The organism is Acidimicrobiales bacterium, from assembly GCA_040219085.1.
Taxonomy (GTDB): Bacteria; Actinomycetota; Acidimicrobiia; order Acidimicrobiales; family JAVJTC01; genus JAVJTC01.
In genome coordinates this window covers 13,789-32,875 of the sequence record JAVJTC010000013.1, presented here as the reverse complement: position 1 = coordinate 32,875, position 19,087 = coordinate 13,789, and the positions used below count along the sequence as shown (strand labels likewise).

Annotated in this window: 15 protein-coding genes and 1 pseudogene; 11 read left to right on the top strand and 5 right to left on the bottom strand. The window is 69.1% G+C overall.

The features are described 5' to 3' along the window. Window positions 1–32 precede the first annotated feature (32 nt). The 5 genes and pseudogenes from RIE08_05990 to rpmA all read left to right on the top strand — a co-directional run bounded on the left by RIE08_05990 (window position 33) and on the right by rpmA (window position 5,224). Entirely contained in the window at window positions 33–1,973 is a 1,941-nt protein-coding gene (locus RIE08_05990) for a TIGR03960 family B12-binding radical SAM protein (protein MEQ8717143.1), read from the top strand. After that, complete coding sequence (locus tag RIE08_05985; GenBank protein MEQ8717142.1) at window positions 1,970–2,752, top strand: TIGR03936 family radical SAM-associated protein; 783 nt, start codon at window positions 1,970–1,972, stop codon at window positions 2,750–2,752. The genes RIE08_05990 and RIE08_05985 overlap by 4 nt, the downstream gene beginning before the upstream one ends. A 15-nt stretch (window positions 2,753–2,767) precedes the next feature. Continuing rightward, a pseudogene (locus RIE08_05980) lies at window positions 2,768–4,573 on the top strand (Rne/Rng family ribonuclease). A gap of 77 nt (window positions 4,574–4,650) precedes the next feature. Continuing rightward, window positions 4,651–4,962, top strand: a complete 312-nt coding sequence (gene rplU / locus RIE08_05975) for a 50S ribosomal protein L21 (protein MEQ8717141.1) — start codon at window positions 4,651–4,653, stop codon at window positions 4,960–4,962. A 4-nt stretch (window positions 4,963–4,966) separates the two neighbouring features. Continuing rightward, window positions 4,967–5,224 carry a 50S ribosomal protein L27 gene (rpmA, locus tag RIE08_05970; protein MEQ8717140.1) on the top strand — a complete coding sequence of 86 codons (258 nt, stop codon included), beginning with the start codon at window positions 4,967–4,969 and terminating at the stop codon, window positions 5,222–5,224. A 63-nt stretch (window positions 5,225–5,287) separates the two neighbouring features. On the opposite strand, the gene RIE08_05965 is transcribed toward rpmA, so the two are convergent. Next, on the bottom strand, window positions 5,288–6,391 hold the full coding sequence (locus RIE08_05965) for an HD domain-containing protein (GenBank protein ID MEQ8717139.1): 1,104 nt from the start codon (window positions 6,389–6,391) through the stop codon (window positions 5,288–5,290). 106 nt (window positions 6,392–6,497) lie between these two features. Here RIE08_05965 and obgE point away from each other — a divergent pair, with 106 nt between their 5' ends. Continuing rightward, window positions 6,498–7,793, top strand: a complete 1,296-nt coding sequence (obgE, locus tag RIE08_05960; protein ID MEQ8717138.1) for a GTPase ObgE — start codon at window positions 6,498–6,500, stop codon at window positions 7,791–7,793. Further along, window positions 7,790–8,869, top strand: coding sequence for a glutamate 5-kinase (proB, locus tag RIE08_05955; protein ID MEQ8717137.1), 1,080 nt, complete (start codon window positions 7,790–7,792; stop codon window positions 8,867–8,869). The genes obgE and proB overlap by 4 nt, the downstream gene beginning before the upstream one ends. 34 nt (window positions 8,870–8,903) lie before the next feature. Here proB and murJ read toward each other — a convergent pair whose 3' ends face one another. Then, the gene (gene murJ, locus RIE08_05950; protein ID MEQ8717136.1) at window positions 8,904–10,604 is read right to left on the bottom strand and encodes a murein biosynthesis integral membrane protein MurJ; all 1,701 of its coding nucleotides are present in this window, start codon (window positions 10,602–10,604) and stop codon (window positions 8,904–8,906) included. Window positions 10,605–10,671: 67 nt separating this feature from the next. On the opposite strand from murJ, the gene RIE08_05945 reads away from it, so the two are divergent. The 3 genes from RIE08_05945 (at window position 10,672) to RIE08_05935 (ending at window position 14,431) form a co-directional block, all read left to right on the top strand. Then, on the top strand, window positions 10,672–11,955 hold the full coding sequence (locus tag RIE08_05945) for a glutamate-5-semialdehyde dehydrogenase (GenBank protein ID MEQ8717135.1): 1,284 nt from the start codon (window positions 10,672–10,674) through the stop codon (window positions 11,953–11,955). Window positions 11,956–12,021: 66 nt separating this feature from the next. After that, complete coding sequence (locus tag RIE08_05940) at window positions 12,022–12,924, top strand: MoxR family ATPase (protein MEQ8717134.1); 903 nt, start codon at window positions 12,022–12,024, stop codon at window positions 12,922–12,924. A 10-nt stretch (window positions 12,925–12,934) separates the two neighbouring features. Continuing rightward, the gene (locus tag RIE08_05935) at window positions 12,935–14,431 is read left to right on the top strand and encodes a VWA domain-containing protein (protein ID MEQ8717133.1); all 1,497 of its coding nucleotides are present in this window, start codon (window positions 12,935–12,937) and stop codon (window positions 14,429–14,431) included. Window positions 14,432–14,446: 15 nt separating this feature from the next. Here the strand turns inward: RIE08_05935 and RIE08_05930 are convergent, their stop codons facing one another. Further along, window positions 14,447–14,899, bottom strand: coding sequence for an anti-sigma factor (locus RIE08_05930; protein MEQ8717132.1), 453 nt, complete (start codon window positions 14,897–14,899; stop codon window positions 14,447–14,449). 136 nt (window positions 14,900–15,035) lie between these two features. Here RIE08_05930 and RIE08_05925 point away from each other — a divergent pair, with 136 nt between their 5' ends. After that, entirely contained in the window at window positions 15,036–16,505 is a 1,470-nt protein-coding gene (locus tag RIE08_05925) for a potassium/proton antiporter (protein MEQ8717131.1), read from the top strand. A gap of 12 nt (window positions 16,506–16,517) precedes the next feature. Here the strand turns inward: RIE08_05925 and RIE08_05920 are convergent, their stop codons facing one another. Both RIE08_05920 and RIE08_05915 read right to left on the bottom strand, forming a co-directional pair. After that, a complete protein-coding gene (locus tag RIE08_05920; GenBank protein MEQ8717130.1) occupies window positions 16,518–17,207 on the bottom strand; it encodes a phosphoadenylyl-sulfate reductase in 690 nt (229 codons plus the stop codon). Beyond that, window positions 17,204–18,991, bottom strand: a complete 1,788-nt coding sequence (locus RIE08_05915; protein ID MEQ8717129.1) for a nitrite/sulfite reductase — start codon at window positions 18,989–18,991, stop codon at window positions 17,204–17,206. The genes RIE08_05920 and RIE08_05915 overlap by 4 nt, the downstream gene beginning before the upstream one ends. Between the last annotated feature and the right edge of the window lie 96 nt (window positions 18,992–19,087).

Genomic DNA, 19,087 nt, shown 5'->3' with positions numbered 1-19,087 from the left:
GCGAGCCCGCAGCGGGTACCATCACCCTCGTAATGAGCTCGCTCTGGCCCCAGCTGGAGCCGTTGCTCAGCGAAGTCGAGAAACCCGCCCGCTACATCGGGTGCGAGGACGGGGCGCAACGGCCACCCCACGACCCAGACTCGGTCGCATGGCTGCTCTGCTACCCCGACACCTACGAGATCGGCTTGCCGAACCAAGGGCTCCAGATCCTCTACGAAATCCTGAACGAACGCTCCGACGCAGAGGCGGAGCGCTCCTACGCGCCCTGGACCGACCTCGAAGCCCAGCTGCGCAGCCGCCGGATGCCGCTGTTCTCGGTCGACACCCACCGGCCCGCCTCCGAGTTCGACGTGGTCGCCTTCAACCTCTCCGCGGAACTCGTCTACACGAACGTCCTGAATCTCGTCGATCTGTCGGGAGCACCGGTGCGCTCGGCCGACCGCACCGAGGCACACCCGCTGATCGCCGCGGGTGGGCACTGCACCTACAACCCCGAGCCCCTGGCCGATTTCGTCGACTTCTTCGTCATCGGTGACGGCGAGGAGGTCGTCGGGGACATCACCGACGTCCTGCACCGCTGGAAGCGCGACGGCCGCCCCCGGGGATCCCGTCACGCCGTTCTGCGTGAACTCGCATCGGTGCCGGGCGTCTACGTCCCGTCGATGTACGAGGTCACCTACGACGGCGCAGACCTCGTCTCGGTCGAGCCCCGCTACAGCGACGTGCCCGCCACGGTCGAGAAGCGCACCGTGGCCGATCTCGCCGAGTGGCCCTACCCGCGCAACCAGCTCGTCCCGCTCACCGAGGTCGTCCACGACCGGCTGAACGTGGAGGTCTTCCGTGGGTGTACCCGGGGTTGCCGCTTCTGTCAGGCGGGCATGATCACCCGACCGGTGCGCGAGCGTCCCTCCGATCAGGTCCGCCAGATGATCAGCGACGGGCTCCGCCGTACCGGTTACGACGAGGTCGCCCTGACCTCGCTGTCGACGGCCGACTACTCCGGGATCGGCGACGTGGTCGCCTCCACGGTGGACGACCCGTCGATGTGTGGCCGGGTGTCCGTGTCGCTTCCCAGCCTGCGCGTCGACGCCTTCACCGTCGGCATCGCCACCGAGATCCAACGGGCGCGCCGCACCGGTCTCACCTTCGCGCCCGAGGCGGGTTCGTGGCGCCTGCGTCAGGTCATCAACAAGTTGATCACGGCGGAGGACCTCTACGCCGCCGTCGAGTCGGCCTACAGCCAGGGCTGGCGGCGCATGAAGCTCTACTTCCTCACCGGGCTGCCCACCGAGACCGACGAGGACACCGCGGCCATCGCCGAACTCGGCCGCAACTGCGTCGAGATCGGCCGCCGCTACAACAACGGGGCATCGGTGACGGTGTCGGTCGGGGGATTCGTCCCCAAGCCGTTCACCCCGTTCCAGTGGTTCGGTCAGAACACGGTGACCGAACTGAACCGCAAGATCTCGCTGCTGCGCGACGACCTCCGGCGTGACCGCAGCGTGCGCCTCAAGTGGCACGATCCGGCCGCCACTCTCGCCGAGGGAATCATGTCGCGCGGCGACCGCCGCCTCGGTCCCGTCATCGAAGACGTATGGCGCGCCGGCGGAACGTTCCAGGAGTGGTCCGAGCACTTCGACCTCGGACGCTGGACCGAGTCCATGGCCCGGCACGGACTCGACCCGGACTGGTACGCCCACCGCCACCGCACCCTCGACGAGGTCCTTCCCTGGGATCACATCTCCGCAGGTCTGCACAAGGACTTCCTCTGGCAGGACTGGCGCGACGCCCTCGAGGGCCTCGGCCTCGAGGACTGCCGCTGGACGCCGTGCTACGACTGCGGCGCCTGCACCGGCTACGGCATCGAACACATCGTCGCCTCGGCGACGCCGCCGGCCGGCGGAAGCCAGGGAACGGGCCAGGACCTCAGTACGGGACACGAGGTGCGCGTTTCGCTCGGAGTCCGGCCGTGACCAACGCCGACACGCCCGCCGGGCGCATCCGGATCGCGTACTCCAAGACGGGCAAGATCCGCTTCACCAGCCACCGTGACCTCGCCCGGATCTGGGAACGGGCCCTACGCCGAGCAGAGGTCCCCGTGAGTTACAGCCAGGGTTTCTCGCCGCGGCCGCGCCTGTCGTTCGGCCTCGCACTGCCCACCAGCTTCGAGTCGGCGTCGGAGTACCTCGACGTCGACGTGGACGCCGACTTCGAGGATCCGGCGGAGATCGTCGACACGGCGGCGCTGTCGCAGTGCCTTCCCGTCGGGATGGACACCATCGCGGTGTGGGAGATCCCACGGTCGTCGATGTCGCTGCAGGAAGCCGTCACCAGTTGCACGTGGTTCGTCGAGATCGACGCCGCGTCCAGCGAGGTCCCCACGGGCCCCGCGGACATGGACGCACTCCGCACGGAGATCCTCGACGCGGACACGATCGAGATCACACGAAAGAGAAAGGGGCGCGACGTCATCGACGACGTCCGCCCGATGGTGGGTGACATCGTTTCGGGAGAGCCCGGCGAGACCGGGCCCACCCTCGTCACCGAACTAGGAACGAAGCCCCGGGCATTGCGGCCCACGGACCTGCTCGCCGGTGTGCGGCCGGGACTCGTGGTGCGCAGGGTCCGAAGGTTGCACCAGTGGATCAACGTCGACGGCGAGCGGGTCGAACCTCTCGACAGCGCCCCCGTCGCAGCGCGTGGGCAGTCCCACGCGCCACAAACGACGCGCGGAGAGCTCTGCGCGACATGAGAAGGGAACTTTCAGATGGCCGACTCGCCGGTTTCGGATCGTCCAGATCCGGCGAAGAACACAGGATCGTCGACGGCTGACGCCGGCCGACGCTCCGACTCCGGCGGCACCAACGGTGCCGCCGACACACCGCCGAAGCCCAAGATCGGCGACACCCGCCCCGCTCCACCGAGTGCGGATGGCGCAGGCGATTCCCGTCGAGACGGCGACGCCGACCGGTCCCGCTCCGGCGACTCGCGTCGCCGGTCCGGCCGGTCCCGCAGCAGGGGAGGCTCCGGGGGAGGCGGCGACCGCTCCTCGTCAGGGGACGGTCAACGCTCGCAGCGACAGACCAACTCCGGTGGAGGTTCCGACTCGGGATCCGGCGGTGGCTCCGGCTCAGGCGGTGGCCGACGACGACGCCGACGCGGTGGCCGTGGTCGGCGCCGCTCCGGCGGTGGATCCGGCGGTGGCGGACGAAAGCCGGTGGAGGCGCTCACGGGCGACCCGGTGGAACTCGACGAGGAGACCATGGCGGCGCGCCGCGGGCGCGAGCGCAAGGGAAAGCCCGTGGGCCGCTACCTCATGGCCGTCCACGTCCAACCAGAGGCGACGCACATAGCGATCCTCGAGGGTCGCCGTCTGATCGAGTACTACGTCAGCCGCCCGGCCGACGACGTCTCGGAGATCCACGGCAACATCTACCTGGGCAAGGTGCAGAACGTCCTGCCCGGGATGGAAGCCGCTTTCATCGACATCGGTACCCCGAAGAACGCGGTGCTGTACCGCGGCGACGTCACCTATGACGCCGACGACTTCGAGAAGAAGTCCACGCCGAAGATCGAGCAGATCCTCAAGCCCCGGCAGTCGATCCTGTGCCAGGTGACCAAGAACCCGATCGCCCACAAGGGCGCCCGTCTCACCCAGGAGGTGTCGCTGCCGGGTCGCTTCGTCGTGCTGGTCCCCAACAGCTCCACCTACGGGATCTCCAAGCGGCTGCCCGACAAGGAACGCAAGCGGCTCCGCAAGATCCTCGACGGCGCCAAGCCCAAACAGCACGGCGTCATCGTCCGCACGGCCGCCGAGGGCATCACCGCCCCCGAGATCGAGGCCGACGTGAAGCGACTGCTGTCGCAGTGGGACGAGATCGAGAAGCTGGCGAAGTCATCGGGTGCCCCGTCGCTGCTCTATCGGGAGCCGGAGATGTCGGTGCGGGTGATCCGCGAGGAGTTCACCAAGGACTACCGGTCGATCGTCATCGACGACCGCACGTTGTTCGGTCAGATCGACGACTACGTCTCGTCGATCACCCCCGCGCTCGCCGAACGCGTCGAGTACTTCGACGTGGGGGAGGAGGCCATCGACCTCTTCGAGCGCTACCACGTTCACGAACAGCTCCACAAGGCCCTCGACTCGAAGGTGTGGCTGCCCTCGGGCGGCTCGCTGGTCATCGAGCACACAGAGGCACTGACGGTCATCGACGTGAACACAGGCAAGAACGTCGGCAAGTAGAGCCTCGAGGAGACCGTCTACCAGAACAACCTGGAGGCCGCCAACGAGGTGGCCCGCCAGCTGCGCCTGCGTGACATCGGCGGCATCATCGTCATCGACTTCGTCGACATGGAGTCCAAGAGCAACCGGGCGAAGGTGATCAAGGAGTTCCGCGAGGCCCTCTCGCACGACAAGACGCGCACGCAGGTCTTCGACATCTCCGACCTCGGGCTCGTGGAGATGACCCGCAAGCGCATCGGCGAGGGACTCATCGAGTCCTTCTCCCGGACGTGTCCGGTCTGCGAGGGACGTGGCTACGGTCTCGACGAGGCCCTCACCGAGGGCATCTGACCCCCCATGACGTCCCGTAGAACCCGTGGGTCCGTGAGGTTGGTCACCGCCCCCCCGACTTGTAGCGTGGTGAAGCCATGTATGCCGTGATCTCATCAGGTGGAAAGCAGTACCGCGTCGCCGAGGGCGAGACGGTCGACGTCGAACTTCTCGGCGTCGACGTCGGCTCGACGGTGGAACTGTCGCCGGTTCTGCTCGTCGACGACGACACCGTGCTCGCCACCCCGGACCAACTCGCCGGCTCGTCGGTCACCGCCACCGTGCTCGACGAGGTGCGGGGCCCGAAGATCAACGGCTTCACGTACAAGAACAAGTCGAACCAGCGCCGTCGGTGGGGTCACCGCCAGACGTACGCGCGGCTCGAGATCACCGGCATCACCAGGGGCTGACGACATGTCGAAGACCAAGGGCGCAGGCTCAACCCGCAACGGGCGTGACTCACAGGCGCAGCGCCTCGGCGTGAAGGTCTACGACGGCACGCACGTGACCGCCGGATCCATCATCGTGCGCCAGCGGGGAACCCGCATCCACCCCGGCGAGAACGTCGGACGCGGTGGCGACGACACGCTGTTCGCCAAGAGCGACGGCAAGATCAAGTTCGGTTCGCGTCGCGGGCGCAAGCTCGTCGACGTCCTCCCCGACACCGAGTAGTCACGGATCGGGCCGCCCGTCGGCCTCAGATGGTGACGGGCAGGTCGGGATAGCCGGTGCGTCTCAGATGGTGACGGGCAGGTCGTCGTGGCGCCACCCGAGGTTCTCCGTGGCGAGGCGCATCGCGAACCTGTCGGTCATCCCGCTCACGTACCGGACGGCGTCCGCCACGGCTCCATCGCTCGAGGGTGGGTGCACCGAACCCGTTCCGATGGCAGCAGGCTCGGTGGCCAGCCACTCCACCAGTTGGCGCAGCATCGAGATAACGAGTTCCGCCTGACGGCGTGACTCGGGTCGCAGGTAGATGTTCTCGTAGTTGAACGCGCGGAACGCGCCGAGCGCCTCGGCCTCCGCGGGGCGCATCGTCACCCGTCCGGTGGACGAGACGGCGTCGACCATCGCCGTGATGAATCCCCCGAGTTGGCTGCGCCGGTCCCGCCCGACCGTGTCGCTCACCATGTCGGGGAGGTCGGCGGGGGTGACGATCGCGGCGTCGACGGCGTCCTCGAAGTCGTGACAGCAGTACGCGATGCGGTCCGCCCAGGCGACCACCTCACCCTCCGGCGTCGCCGGTGTCGGCCGGTTCCACGAGTGGTTGCGGACCGCGTCGAGGGTCTGGGCGCAGAGGTTCAACGGCTCCAGGATCACGTCGGCGCCGTACACCGCGTGGTGGTAGCCGCCCTCGACGAAGGGACTGAGGGCCTCTTCGGACGCGTGGCCGGCGGGGCCGTGTCCACAGTCGTGGGCCAGTGCCGCGGCTGCCGTGAGCGCCACGTTGAGTCCAAGTGGACGAGCGATCGACACGGCCACCTGGGCGACCTCGATCGCGTGGGTGAGGCGCGTGCGGAGGTGGTCGTCGTCGGGGGCGATCACCACCTGGCATTTTCCGGCGAGGCGCCGGAACGGCCGACTGTGCTGGATCCGGTCCAGGTCGCGCTCGAAACAGGTCCGCAGGGCATCGGGTTCCTCAGGGAGAGCCCTGTCACCGGCGCCCACCGCCCGGGTGGCGTGACGGGCCAGGAGGCCGTCCTCGAGTTCCTCGCGAGCCTCGCGACTCGGCGGGGGTGTCGGCCCGTCGCCGACGGCCATGGCGTCGTGGGCGACAGCGAACCCCGTCGTCGGATCGATGCGGCTGCGGTGTCGCGGCGGTATCGCGGCGTCGTCCATGCCCGCAAGGTTAGGAGCTACCGACGCCGTCGCAGGGCCCGCCGGTGATGCCGCGCCACAGGCCGCCGGGGGGCGTGGGCCCGGTGTTCTCGTAGGCTCGGGAGCCGTGTCACAGTTCGTCGACGAGTGCGACCTCAACGTGAGGGGAGGCGACGGGGGAGCGGGCTGCGTGTCCTTCCGCCGTGAGGCCCACGTCGCGCGGGGTGGCCCCGACGGCGGCGACGGCGGCAACGGTGGCCACGTCTGGCTCGAGGCGGACCACAACGTGGCGTCGCTGCTCGCGTTCCGTGACCACCCGCACCGCCGGGCCGACAGCGGCACCCACGGTTCGAGCAAGCGCAAGCACGGGTCGTCGGGCGACGACCTCGTCGTGAAGGTTCCCGTCGGCACCTCTGTCCGGCTCAAGGACGGCCCGGTCGTCGCCGACCTCACCGCTCACGGCGACCGCTGGCTCGCCGCCCACGCCGGAGACGGTGGGCGGGGCAACGCGCGGTTCCTCTCGAACCGGCACCGGGCCCCCTCCTTCGCCGAGCAGGGAGAGCACGGAGAAGAGCGGTGGCTCACGCTCGAGCTCAAGCTCCTGGCGGACGTGGCACTCGTCGGTTTCCCCAACGCGGGCAAGTCCACCCTGATCTCGCGGATCTCCGCGGCCAAGCCGAAGATCGCGGACTATCCGTTCACCACCCTCGAGCCGAACCTCGGAGTCGTGACCGTCGACGCCGACACCAGCATCATCGTCGCGGACATTCCCGGACTGATCGAGGGCGCCGCGCAGGGGCGGGGCCTCGGTCACCAGTTCCTGCGCCACGTCGAGCGCGCCCGTGTCCTCGTGGTGATGATCGACCTGGCGCCGGTCGACGGTGCAGAACCGGCCCACCAGCTCTCGGTCCTGCTCGACGAGCTCGGCTCGTACCGTGCCGAGCTGTTGGATCGACCCCGGATCGTGGTGGGGTCCCGCGCCGACGTGGCCGTCACGACCGTGGCGCCCGATCACCTCGAGATCAGCGCGGTGACCGGTCAGGGCCTCGACGACCTGGTCGGCGCGATGGCCAGGGCCGTCGGCGAGAGCCGACGCAGCGACGAGACGCCGACATCGGCCCCTGTCGTGCACCGGCCCGTCGGTGACGACGACGTGACCGTCGAGCGTGACCTCGACGGCGCCTGGCTCGTACGTGGACGCGCCGCAGCCCGCGCGGTCGCTCTCTCGGACCTCACCAACCCCGAAGCGCTCGCCTACGCGCAGAAGCGCCTGAAGTCCCTCGGCGTGGACAAGCGTCTCGAGCGGGCGGGCGCCCGCCACGGCGAGACCGTCCGCATCGGCGCCTTCGAGTTCACCTGGGCCGACGACGACCTCGTCGACGGGCTCGGCGGTGATCTCGACAGCGACGAGGTCGGCTCATGATCGTCGTCGCGAAGATCGGAACCACGTCCCTCACCGACGATCACGGCGAGGTGGACCGTTCCGCCATCGCCAGGCTCGGTGCACAGGTGGCCGCCGTACGTGCCCTGGGTCACACGGTCGTCCTCGTCACCTCCGGCGCGATCGCCGCCGGCATGCCCCGTCTCGCCATGACCGAACGTCCTGAGGACCCTGTCACCCTCCAGGCCCTCTCCGCCGTCGGGCAGAGCCACCTGATGGGTGTCTACGACGAGGTTCTGGGAGGCCACGGCATCGTCGGTGGTCAGGTCCTGTTGGCACCTGACGACTTCTTCGACCGCGCCCGGTACCTGCGGGCGCGGGGCACCCTCGAGCGACTTCTGGAACTCGGGGTCGTGCCGATCATCAACGAGAACGACGCCGTCGCCGACGATGCCATCCGCTTCGGTGACAACGACAGGATCGCTGCGCTGTTGGCGCACCTCGTCGGTGCCGAGATGCTGGTCCTGCTGACCGACATGGCCGGTGTGTTCACCGTGGACCCCCGCCGCGACCCCGACGCGTCGTTGATCGCCGAGATCGCCGAGGTGGACGACCAGTTGGAGGCCGTGGCCGGCGGTGGTTCACGGCTCGGATCGGGCGGAATGGCCTCGAAACTGTCGGCCGCCAAGATCGCCTCGTGGTCCGGGGTGACGACCGTCATCGCAGCGGCGGACCGGCCGAACGTCCTGGTGGACGCCGTCACCGGCCGCGACGATGTGGGAACGACGGTGCGGGCGCGGGCCGCCCAGCTTCCGGCGCGCAGGCTGTGGATCGCCTTCGCCGTGCGCGCCGCGGGCCGGGTGGCAGTCGATGCCGGAGCGCGCCGGGCACTGGTCGAACGCGGCACGTCCCTGTTGCCGGTGGGTGTCACCTCCGTCGAAGGTGACTTCGGGGTCGGCGACGCAGTGGAGGTGGTCGGCCCCGACGGGTCGGTCTTCGCTAAGGGTCTCGTCGCGGTCACGTCCGTCGAGATGCGCGCCATCGCCGGGCAGCACAGCGACGAGAACCTCCTGCCCGACGAGGTGATCCACCGCGACGACCTCGTCGTCCTGCCCTGAGCAGGACGACGGGACGGGAACTCCGCGTCGGAGCTCAGCGCAGCGGCTGACCCCACAGGACGCGGCGCAGCGGACGCAGCAGTGATCGTGCGGCGATGTTGCCGGCCTTGTTCGCCACTATGAGGAAGACGACGCCCGCAGCACCGACCGCGACGACGGTGGCGAGCAGGGCCGGTGCGCTCCAGACGAGCGCGCCGAGCACGATCATCGTCACGGTGGCTGCCGCTGTGGCCGGCAGGAGCCTCGTCAGCGCCCGTCGGAACGGGGCGGCGTGTCCGATGTGGCGCCGAAGGCGGGCCTGGAGCATGGACAGCTCGATCCAGGCCCCCAGCATCGACCCGACGGCGAGGCCGACAGCACCCAGTCGGGCGAAGTCGCCCGAACTGCGGGCCTCCGAGGCGACCGGTCCGAAGGCCGGGAGGTCTCCCACGCTCAGCAGGTCGCTGCCGATGACGGCGAAGCGATCGAACTGGAACATCAACACGAGCCCGGCGCCGGCGGCGAAGGCCACCCGGAACGCGGCGATCCGGGCCGGCCCGGAAACGTCGCCCACCACGTAGCACGCGTTCTGCAGCAGGCGCGAGAGTCCCGACGGCACCAGCCCCAGGCTGTAGGTGGCCAGGACGACCCACGCGACGATGGCGTCGTCGCGCAGGAACTCCTCCCCGTTCTCGAAGAGGGCGGACACGATGAGGCGCCCACCGAAGACGAATGCCACCGCCGAGAAAACGAGGAAGAGGGCGACCCGCTCGGCGCCGATGGCGAGGCGCCGTGTCATCAGCGCCGACTGTCCGAGCTCCCGGGACAACTCGGGGAGATCGGCCGCGGCGATGGAGAGGGCGAAGACGCTGATCGGCAGGAGGTACAGCACCTGGACCCGGTCGAGGGTGGCGACGGCTCCGGTGGCCAGAAAGGACGCGAGCAGCAGGTCCACGTAGCTCGACAACGTGACGACGCCGCGCCCCGCGACGGCCGGGCCGAAGCGCCGGGTCACCTCGACGACGCCGGGATGTCCCCTGTTCAGGCTCGGTCGCAGGCGTGGCACGAGCTTGATGACCGAGGGGATCTGCACGACGAACTGGGCCAGGCCGCCGAAGAACACGCCCCATGCGGCGGCGCGGGCGATGTCGCCGAGGCTCCAGCCCTGCACCGATCCGGTGACGAGCGCACCGATGATCACGATGTTCCACAGCGCCGGAGCGACGTAGGACAAGAAGAAGCGGCGGTGCGCGTTGAGGACCCCGAGGCACCACGCGCCGAGGACGATGAAGCCGATACCGCCCGCCATGATCCGCGTGAGCGCAACGGTCAGGTCGAACTTCTCGCCCTCGAAGCCGAAAGTGAGTACGGCGGTGAGCGGGCGGGCCAGGACGACGGCGACGAGGACGAGCAGGCCGGTCAGGAACGCCAGCAGGCCCAGCACTGCGCCGGCGACACGGCTCGCCTCGCGTTCGTCCCCCTCGTCGAGCAGCCGTGAGTAAACGGGGATGAACGAGGCGGACAGGGCCCCTTCGCCGAGCAGGTTCTGGATGACCTGGGGAATCCGAAGGGCGGCGCCGAACGCGTCGGCCTCGGCGGAGCGCGCTCCGAGTGTGCGGCCGATGAGGACCTCGCGGCCGAGTCCGGCCAGGCGCGACACCATGATTCCCGCGCCGACGAGCACGGCGTTGCGCCCGCTGAGGCGGGAGCGGCGGCGGGCCCCGGACGGCCCCGGAGCATCGGATGTCGTCGTCATCGAGAGCCCCCAGGAGGCGTCGAAAGAGTATCGGTTCGTCCGGCCCGGTCCCGGTACCCTCGCTGACGTGAATGCAGACGGGAACGGACTCGACGAAGGCGGCCGCACCCGCGCCGCGATGCTGGCCCTTGGTGAGCGGGCGAAAGCTGCGGCGCCGGCGCTCGCCCAGGCCTCCACGGCGCGCAAGGACGATGCCCTGCGTCGGGCCGCCGACCTGCTCGAATCCCGGCGTGACGGTCTCGTGGCCGCCAACGAGGCCGACATCACCGCCGCAGCCGTCAACGGCGTGCCCGAGGCCCTGGTGGACCGGCTCCGCCTCAGCGACGCGAGGGTTGCCGCAATGGCCGCCGGGCTGCGACAGGTCGCCGGACTCGCGGACCCGGTCGGAGAGATCGTCGCCGGCTGGGTGCGACCCAACGGGCTCGAGATCCGTCAGGTCCGGGTGCCCCTCGGAGTGGTCGCGATCATCTACGAGAGCCGCCCGAACGTCACCTCCGACGCCGCCGGTCTGTGCCTCAAGTCCGGCAATGTCGCCTTCCTGCGCGGCTCCGGGTCGGCGATCAACTCGAACATCGCGATCGCGGCGGTCCTGCGTGAGGCCTTCGCGTCGGCGGGTCTGCCCGAGGACTCACTTCTGCTCGTGGAGGACACCCGCCATTCGGCGGCCGTCGAGTTCATGCAGCTGTCGAACCACATCGACTGTCTGATCCCACGGGGAGGTCGAAAGCTGATCGCCTCGGTGAAGGCGAACGCCACCGTCCCCACCATCATCGATGGCGACGGCAACTGCCACGTCTACGTGGACGCGTCGGCGGATCTCGACATGGCCGAGCGGATCCTGGTCAACGCCAAGATGCAGCGCCCGTCGGTGTGCAACGCTGCCGAGTCGCTCGTGGTGCACCGCGCCGTCGCCGAGCGGTTCCTGCCGCGTGCGGTGGCGGCGCTCGAAGGCGTGTCGCTGGTCGGCGATGCCATGACACGGCGCATCGTCGCCGGCGTGGGCGAGGCCACCGAGGAGGACTGGTCCACCGAGTACCTGGACCTCAAGATGTCGGTGCGCGTCGTCGACGACCTCGACGAGGCCATCGCGCACGTCAACGCGACCAGCTCCGGGCACTCCGAGGCGATCGTCACCTCCGACATCGGTGCGGCCAACCGGTTCACCCGCGAGGTCGACGCGGCCGCCGTCCTCGTCAACGCGTCCACACGGTTCGTGGACGGCGAGGAGTTCGGTTTCGGCGCGGAGATCGGCATCTCTATCCAGAAGCTGCACGCTCGGGGGCCCATGGGGCTGACCCAGCTGACCACGACGAAGTACGTCGTCACCGGCGACGGTCAGATCCGCATCTGAGATCGTCGTCTCCCCAGGCGGGAACCGGCTGGGGAATCGGCGGGTCGGCCCCCTAGGTTGGCGGGCATGGATCATCGATTCGAGAGCGTCGCGGCCGTCCGCGAGGGACTGGCGGGCGTCAACTATCTCGCAGACGCGGGCATCGCCGGCGTCGTGCATCTCGCAGACAGGCTCGGTAAGCCCGTGCTCGTCGAGGGCCCGGCGGGTACCGGCAAGACCCAGCTCGCCAAGTCGGTCGCCGAGCTCACCGGGGCGCGGCTCATCCGTCTCCAGTGTTACGAGGGGCTCGACGAGTCCAAGGCGCTGTACGAGTGGAACTACAAGAAGCAACTCCTGCGCATCCAGTCCGAGCGCGAGGCGGAGCGGTCCTGGAGCGAGATCGAAGAGGACATCTTCTCCGAGGACTTCCTGCTCACCCGCCCCCTGCTCGAGGCGATCCGGGCCGAAGACCCGGTGGTGTTGCTGATCGACGAGGTCGACCGCGTGGAGGTGGAGACCGAGGCGCTGCTCCTCGAGGTCCTGTCGGACTACCAGGTCAGCGTTCCGGAACTGGGCACGGTCACGGCCAACCAGATCCCGCTCGTCTTCCTCACGTCGAACAACACCCGTGAGCTCTCCGAGGCGCTGAAGCGGCGTTGCCTCTACCTCCACATCGACTACCCGGATCTGGAGCGCGAGCGGGAGATCGTGCTCAGGAAGGTGCCCGGAATCTCCGAGAGCCTCGCCGACCAGGTGGCCCGCATTGTGCGTTCCATCCGCCAACTCGAGCTCAAGAAGGCACCGTCGGTCTCCGAGACCCTCGACTGGGCCCGCACGCTGGTGCTGCTCGGTGTCAGCACCGTGGATGCGCAGACCGCCAACGACACCGTGAACATCCTCCTGAAGTACCGCGCCGACATCGAACGTGCGGTCAAGGAGTTCGCCACGAACGACGACACGTTCGCCGACGCCGCGGACTCCCCGAGCTGAGGTCTGCCTGGTGAGCGACGCGGACACCTCCGTGGCCACGGGTGCCGGTGACGGCGCCGAGACGCCGCTCTTGGACCTGCTCGGCGGGTTCATCCGCGAGCTGCGGGCTGCGGGGCTGCCGGTCAGCCTCACCGAGAATCTCGACGCGATGGAGGCGGTCACCCACATCCCCCTCGCCGACCGTGATGCGTTCAAGTACGCGCTCGGGGCCACCCTCATCAAGAACCACGCGCACTGGCGGGCGTTCGAGACCGTGTTCGAGGTGTACTTCTCGATGCGCGGCCGCGAGTACGAGGTCGGCGAAGACGGGGCCTGGGCCGACGACGTGGACCTCGCGGACCTCCTCGATCTCCCCGCGGCGCCGGGGGAGCGTGGCGGGGGAGGGGGCGGCGGCTCCGAGGGTGACCCCCACGAGATGGCCGAGCGGCTCTACCAGGCGCTGTTGAAGGGCGACCAGGCCCTGATGCGCGCGCTGGCCCGCCAGTCGGTGCAGCGCTACGCGGGCATGGAGCCCGGTCGACCGGTCGGCGGCACCTACTACCTGTACCGCACCCTGCGGAACCTCGAGCTCGACGCCATGCTCGACAAGCTCATGGACCAGGTTCGCGACGACAGCCCGGAACCGTTGAGCCGACTCGAGGAGCGCCTCGAGCGCGACGAGTTCGAGGACCGCATCGAGAAGTTGAAGAAGGAGATCGAGGCGGAGATCAGGCGCCGGCTCGTTGCCGACCGCGGGGTCGAGGCCATGGCCAAGACGTTGCGGAAGCCCCTACCCGAGGACGTGGACTTCATGCACGCCTCGCGCGAAGAGATGATGCAGTTGCGCCGCGCGATCGACCCGCTGACCCGCAAGCTGGCCGCCCGGCTGAGCCGCAAGCGACGTCACGGGCGACGGGGGCCGCTCGATTTCCGCAGTACGGTGCGCCACTCGCTGAGCTACGGCGGCGTCCCCGCGGAGCCCAAGTTCCGCTACCCGAAGCCGTCGAAGCCCGAGATCATGGTGATCGCCGACGTGTCGGGGTCGGTCGCGGCGTTCGCCCGGTTCACCCTGCACCTCGTCTATGCCATCTCGAACCAGTTCTCGAAGGTCCGGTCGTTCGTGTTCATCGACGGGATCGACGAGGTCACCGAGATGTTCGAGCATGCCGACGACATCGGTGAGGCCGTCCATCGCGTGAACACCGAGGCCGACGTCGTCTGGGTGGACGGCCATTCCGACTACGGCCACGCCTTCGAGATCTTCTGGGAGCGTTACGGCAGCGGTGTCGGGCCCAAGACGACGGTCATGATCCTCGGCGACGCCCGCAACAACTACCACGCGTCAGCGGCGTGGGTGGTCAAGGAGATCGAGAAGAAGGCCCGCCGGGTGGTCTGGTTGAATCCCGAGCCGAGGTCCTACTGGGACACCGGCGACTCGATCATCGGCGACTACGCCGTGCACTGCGACGGTGTCCACGAGGTACGCAGCCTGCGTCAACTCGAAGCCTTCGTCGAGACGCTCGTCTGAGGACGGGCTCGGGCGTCACCGGGGGGTGGTGACGTCGAAGGTCGCGGCGTAGACGACATCTCCGGAGCGGACCGGGTCGCCGTCGAGGGGTTCGGCGGTCACGAGGACCGTCGCGAACCGGTCCAGGTCGACGCCCGTCGGCAGGACGTTGCGTCCCTGATCGCGCACCGGGCCGAGTGACTGGCCCGGTGCGTCGGCAACGGCCCGGTCGGTTTCGACGAGCCAGACCTCGAGAAACGTGCCAGCCGGGACCGTCGTCTCGGCCAGATCGACCTTGAGTTCGGGTTGCCCGTCGACCGTGATCAGTTCGACCCGACCGCCTGCGCCGTTCCCGTCGGGTGATTCGAGGGGTGCCGCGTCGAGGATCTCGATGTCGGGAGCGTCGTCGGCCACGAGCGCGACGACGATGGGGACAGCGAGCGCAGCAGCGCACAGGAGCGCGGCCAGCGCTGCGACCTTCAGAGACACGCGACGACGATACGGGGCGAGAGCGCCCTCGCGCCTTGCGATCGGCCCGTTTCGGGAGGTTCCGGGCAGGTTACATTGTCGCCATGTCGGCCTTGCCGTACCGGACCCGGTCCTGTTCGCTGCGGGTCGGGTCGGTGTGACCTCGGGATTCCCGGTCGACGTCGGCGTTCTGATCGCCGGGGGACTGCTGTTCATCGGAGTGATAGCGAGCGGCCTCGCAGCCCGCTTCCGCATTCCGAGTCTGTTGTTGTTCCTAGGTCTCGGGATGCTGGTCGCGGACGAGGGTCTCGCGCTCGTCCGTTTCGACGACGCGGAGCTCGCGCAGAACATCGCGACCGTCGCGCTCGTGGTCATCCTCTTCGAGGGTGGGCTCGGCACCGATCGGGCGGCCTTCCGTTCCGCAGGGGTTCCCGCCGCCTTCCTCGCAACCGTCGGCGTCGTGATCACGGCCGGGGTGGTCGCGGTGGCGGCGTGGCTCCTGGTCGGAAAGGACCCGACCACGGCGCTGCTGCTCGGCTCGGTCGTCGCCTCCACCGACGCGGCCGCGGTGTTTGCCGCGCTGCGCTCCGAATCGCTGCCGACGGGTAGTCGTCGCCTTCTCCAGCTGGAGTCCGGGATGAACGACCCGGTCGCCGTCCTGTTGACGGTGGGCATGGTCGAAGTCTGGCGCGGGGACCCCTCGGCGTGGGACTGGGTCGGGTTTCTCGTCGCACAGCTCGGGCTCGGGCTGATCGTCGGTGTCGGTGTCGGTTGGTTCGCCCGCGTGCTGATCGGCCGCCTGACGGGGCCCGCAGTGTCGTCTCTGGGTGTGATCACGCTCGCCATCGCAGCCCTCTCTTACGGGACCGCTGCCGTCGTCGGGGGTTCCGGGTTCCTCGCGGTCTATCTCACGGGAGTGGTCGTCGCGAGCGCGGAGCGCTCGTCGAGGGGGATGCTCTACTTCCACGAGGGGCTCGCCGCCACGGCCCAGGGCGTGTTGTTCCTCCTTCTGGGCATCCTCGTGTTCCCGAGTGACCTCGCGAACAACATCGGGTCCTCGGTCGTGCTCGCGCTCGCGTTGGTCGTAGTCGCCAGACCCCTCGCTGTCGTGTCGGTCCTGGCGTGGTCGAGGACACCTCTGCGCAGGATGGCCGTCATCTCGTGGGCGGGTCTGCGCGGGGCGGTTCCCGTCGTGCTCGCCACCATCCCGTTCACCGCCGGTCACCCCGACGGTGCCCTCATCTTCGATGTGACCTTCGTGGTGGTCGTGGTGTCGGTTGCGGTTCAAGGTCCGACCGTCGGGCTGCTGGCACGGCGCCTCGAGGTCGAGGCCGACGGGCCCGTGGCGGTTCGACCGGAGATCGTCCCCATCGACGCGCTCGATGCGGACCTCGTCGAGGTCACCATCCCGGCCGACTCCGCACTCGTCGGGGTCACCCTGCGAGAGTCTCCCCCGCCGGGGGGTGCTCGAGTGGCAGTGATCAGGCGCGGTGGCGAGACGATCGTCGCCGCAGGCCTCAGTGAGCTCGCCGCCGCGGACGTCCTGTTGGTGATCACCCCGAAGCGGTGTTCGCTCGACGACCTCGAACGCTGGTGTGGTGGGACCAACTCCACAGCGTCGGGCTGATCGCTCACCGGCTCAGAGGTGCAGACCGCACTCCGTCTTCGCCATGCCGGACCAGCGACCTGAGCGAGCGTCCTCACCGTTGCGCACGGGTCGGGTGCACGGCATGCAGCCGATGGAGAGGTAGCCGCGTCGCAGCAGAGGGTTCACGACGATGTCGTTCTCGGCGATGTACGCGTCGACCATCTCGTCTGACCAGTTGGCGAGCGGGTTGACCTTGATGAGCCCCCGCAGGTCGCGGCTGATGATCGGCGCGTCGGCGCGGGTCTCCGACTCCGCACGTCGCAGTCCGCTCATCCACGCCTGACGACCCGCGAGGGCCCTGTCGAGCTGGCCGACCTTGACGGCCGAGCAGCAGTTCACGGGATCCGCCTGCCACAGCTGTTCGTCATGACGGGGGACCGTCATGATCTTGAGGTTGAGTCCGTATCCGCGCCGGACCCGTTCGAGGGTGTCGAGCGTCTCGGGGAAGTGGTACCCGGTGTCGATGAACACGACCTCGACGCCGGGATCGACCTTCACGGCCAGGTCGATGAGGACGGCATCGGTCATCGACGCCGCGAGCGACAGGTGCGGGGCGAACCGGTCGGCGGCCCACTCGATGATCTCGGTGGCCGACGCCGACTCGAAACTCGACGACAGTGCGGCGAGGTCCGCGTCGCGCAGGCGCTCGTGCGTGTCGTTGCGGATCGTGAGTGGCGTCACGTGGCGCACTCCGAATCGCCCACCAGGACCTCGTAGGGGCCCGTCTCGCCGAAGTCCGTGTAGAACTCCGGGGCGCTGTCGGGGGAGGGGAACTCGTCGAGGTCCTTCAGGCCCCGGGCGACCTCGGCCGCACCTCCGACACGCGCCAGCCACTCCTGGAAGGCCTCGCCGGCTTCGCGCTCCGCGGCGAACCGACCGACGACGCGCACCGCCGCCGTCGGAGCGTTGCGAGCCGGGAGCCGCAGTGCCTTCTGGCCGAACTGGATGCTGGCGTCGCCGACGTGGCCGCCGAGCAGCATCTGGTAGCCCGGTGCGGACTGACCGTGGGCGCGCCGTTCCGCCCCGAAGAAGCCGATGTCGGACGCGTGGTGCTGACCGCAGCTGTTGGTGCAGCCGGAGATGTTCGTGCGGACGCCGCCGACGTCGGCCAGGCCGGCCGCCTCGAGGGCCGTGCCGATCTCGTCCGCGAGGCCGCGGGACTGGGTGACGGCGAGGTTGCAGGTGTCCGCGCCGGGGCAGGCGACGACGTCGCGTGCCAACTCGGCACCTGGCTCGGCCATGCCGATGACCGAGAGTCGGTCGAAGAGGGGCCGCAGCTGATCTTCGCGCAGGTCACGGAAGACGAGGTTCTGACGGTTGGTGACCCGCACGTCGGCGCCCAGCTCGCGCTGAATCGAAGCGAGCGCACGGAACTGCGAGGCGGTGATGTCGCCGAGTCGGGCCCACGCATAGGCCGAAACGGTCTCCTTGGCGACGCCACGCACGACGTTCGCGTCCTCCCACCGCTCGTAGTCGCCACGGCGCACGAGGGTGACCGGGGTTCCCGAGCCGACCGGGGTCGCCTCGGTGGTGGCATGGCGCCCGGCGGGGGCGTCGCCGGCCTCGAGGACCTCGGCGGGGATGCCGCCGGGCCAGGTGGCCGAGGCGACGAGCAGGTGGCGCTCCTTGAAGATCTGGCGCTGGAGTTCCTCGAAGCCGAGGAGGTCCACGAGCCACTTCATCCGGGCCCGCAGCTTGTTCTCCCGGTTGCCGTTGTGGTCGAAGACCCGCAGGCACGCCTCGATCGTCGGCAGGAGGTCCTCGCGGGGGGTGAAGTCCTCGAGCGCGAGCGCGGGGTGCGGTGTGGCGCCGAGGCCGCCAGCGATGAAGACCCGGAAGCCGGGCTCGACGGTGCCGTCGTCGAGGGTGCGCGTGGTTGCGATGACGCCGACGTCGTTGAACATCGCCTGGCCGCAGTCGGTGGCGCAACCCGAGAAGTTGATCTTGAACTTGCGGGGCATCCGCTGGGCGTGGGGGTTGCGCAGGAAGTGGCGGTAGGTCGCCCAGGCCCAGGGCGTGATGTCGAGAACCTCGTGGGGGCAGGCCCCGGCGAGATGGCAGCCCTGCACGTTGCGGACGGTGTCGCCGCATGCCTCCCGGGTGGTGAGGCCCACCTCGGCGAGGTCCCGCATCACGTCGGGAACCGAGTCCAGCTGTACGAAGTGGAACTGGATGTTCTGGCGGGTCGTGATGTGACCCCAGCCCCGGCTGTGGCGCTCCGAGATGTCGGCGAGGCGGTCGAGTTGGGCGGCGGTGACGATGCCGGCGGGGATCTTCACCCTGACCATCTGGTTGTCGCCGCCCTGACGCTGGCCGTAGATGCCGTTGTTCAGCCGGAACACCCGGAAGGCGTCCTCGGCGAGGTCGCCGGAGCGGTACCGGACGAGTTGATCCTCGAACTTCGCGATGTCGTCGGCGATGTCCGGGTCGATGAGCGGGTGGTCGTCGATCGCGATGTCGACCATGGGGGCGGTCCTCTCGGGGGTTCCTGTCTGACCGGCGCGACCGCACCGCCATGAATCATGACGAATCCGATCGGCTTTACTGGGTTCAAACTCTAC

Coding starts and splice junctions, on each gene's coding strand:
- rplU (MEQ8717141.1), top strand. CDS start 4,651: ATGTATGCCGTGATCTCATCAGGTGGAAAGCAGTACCGCGTCGCCGAG.
- RIE08_05940 (MEQ8717134.1), top strand. CDS start 12,022: ATGGATCATCGATTCGAGAGCGTCGCGGCCGTCCGCGAGGGACTGGCG.
- proB (MEQ8717137.1), top strand. CDS start 7,790: ATGATCGTCGTCGCGAAGATCGGAACCACGTCCCTCACCGACGATCAC.
- RIE08_05990 (MEQ8717143.1), top strand. CDS start 33: ATGAGCTCGCTCTGGCCCCAGCTGGAGCCGTTGCTCAGCGAAGTCGAG.
- RIE08_05915 (MEQ8717129.1), bottom strand. CDS start 18,991: ATGGTCGACATCGCGATCGACGACCACCCGCTCATCGACCCGGACATC.
- murJ (MEQ8717136.1), bottom strand. CDS start 10,604: ATGACGACGACATCCGATGCTCCGGGGCCGTCCGGGGCCCGCCGCCGC.
- RIE08_05965 (MEQ8717139.1), bottom strand. CDS start 6,391: ATGGACGACGCCGCGATACCGCCGCGACACCGCAGCCGCATCGATCCG.
- rpmA (MEQ8717140.1), top strand. CDS start 4,967: ATGTCGAAGACCAAGGGCGCAGGCTCAACCCGCAACGGGCGTGACTCA.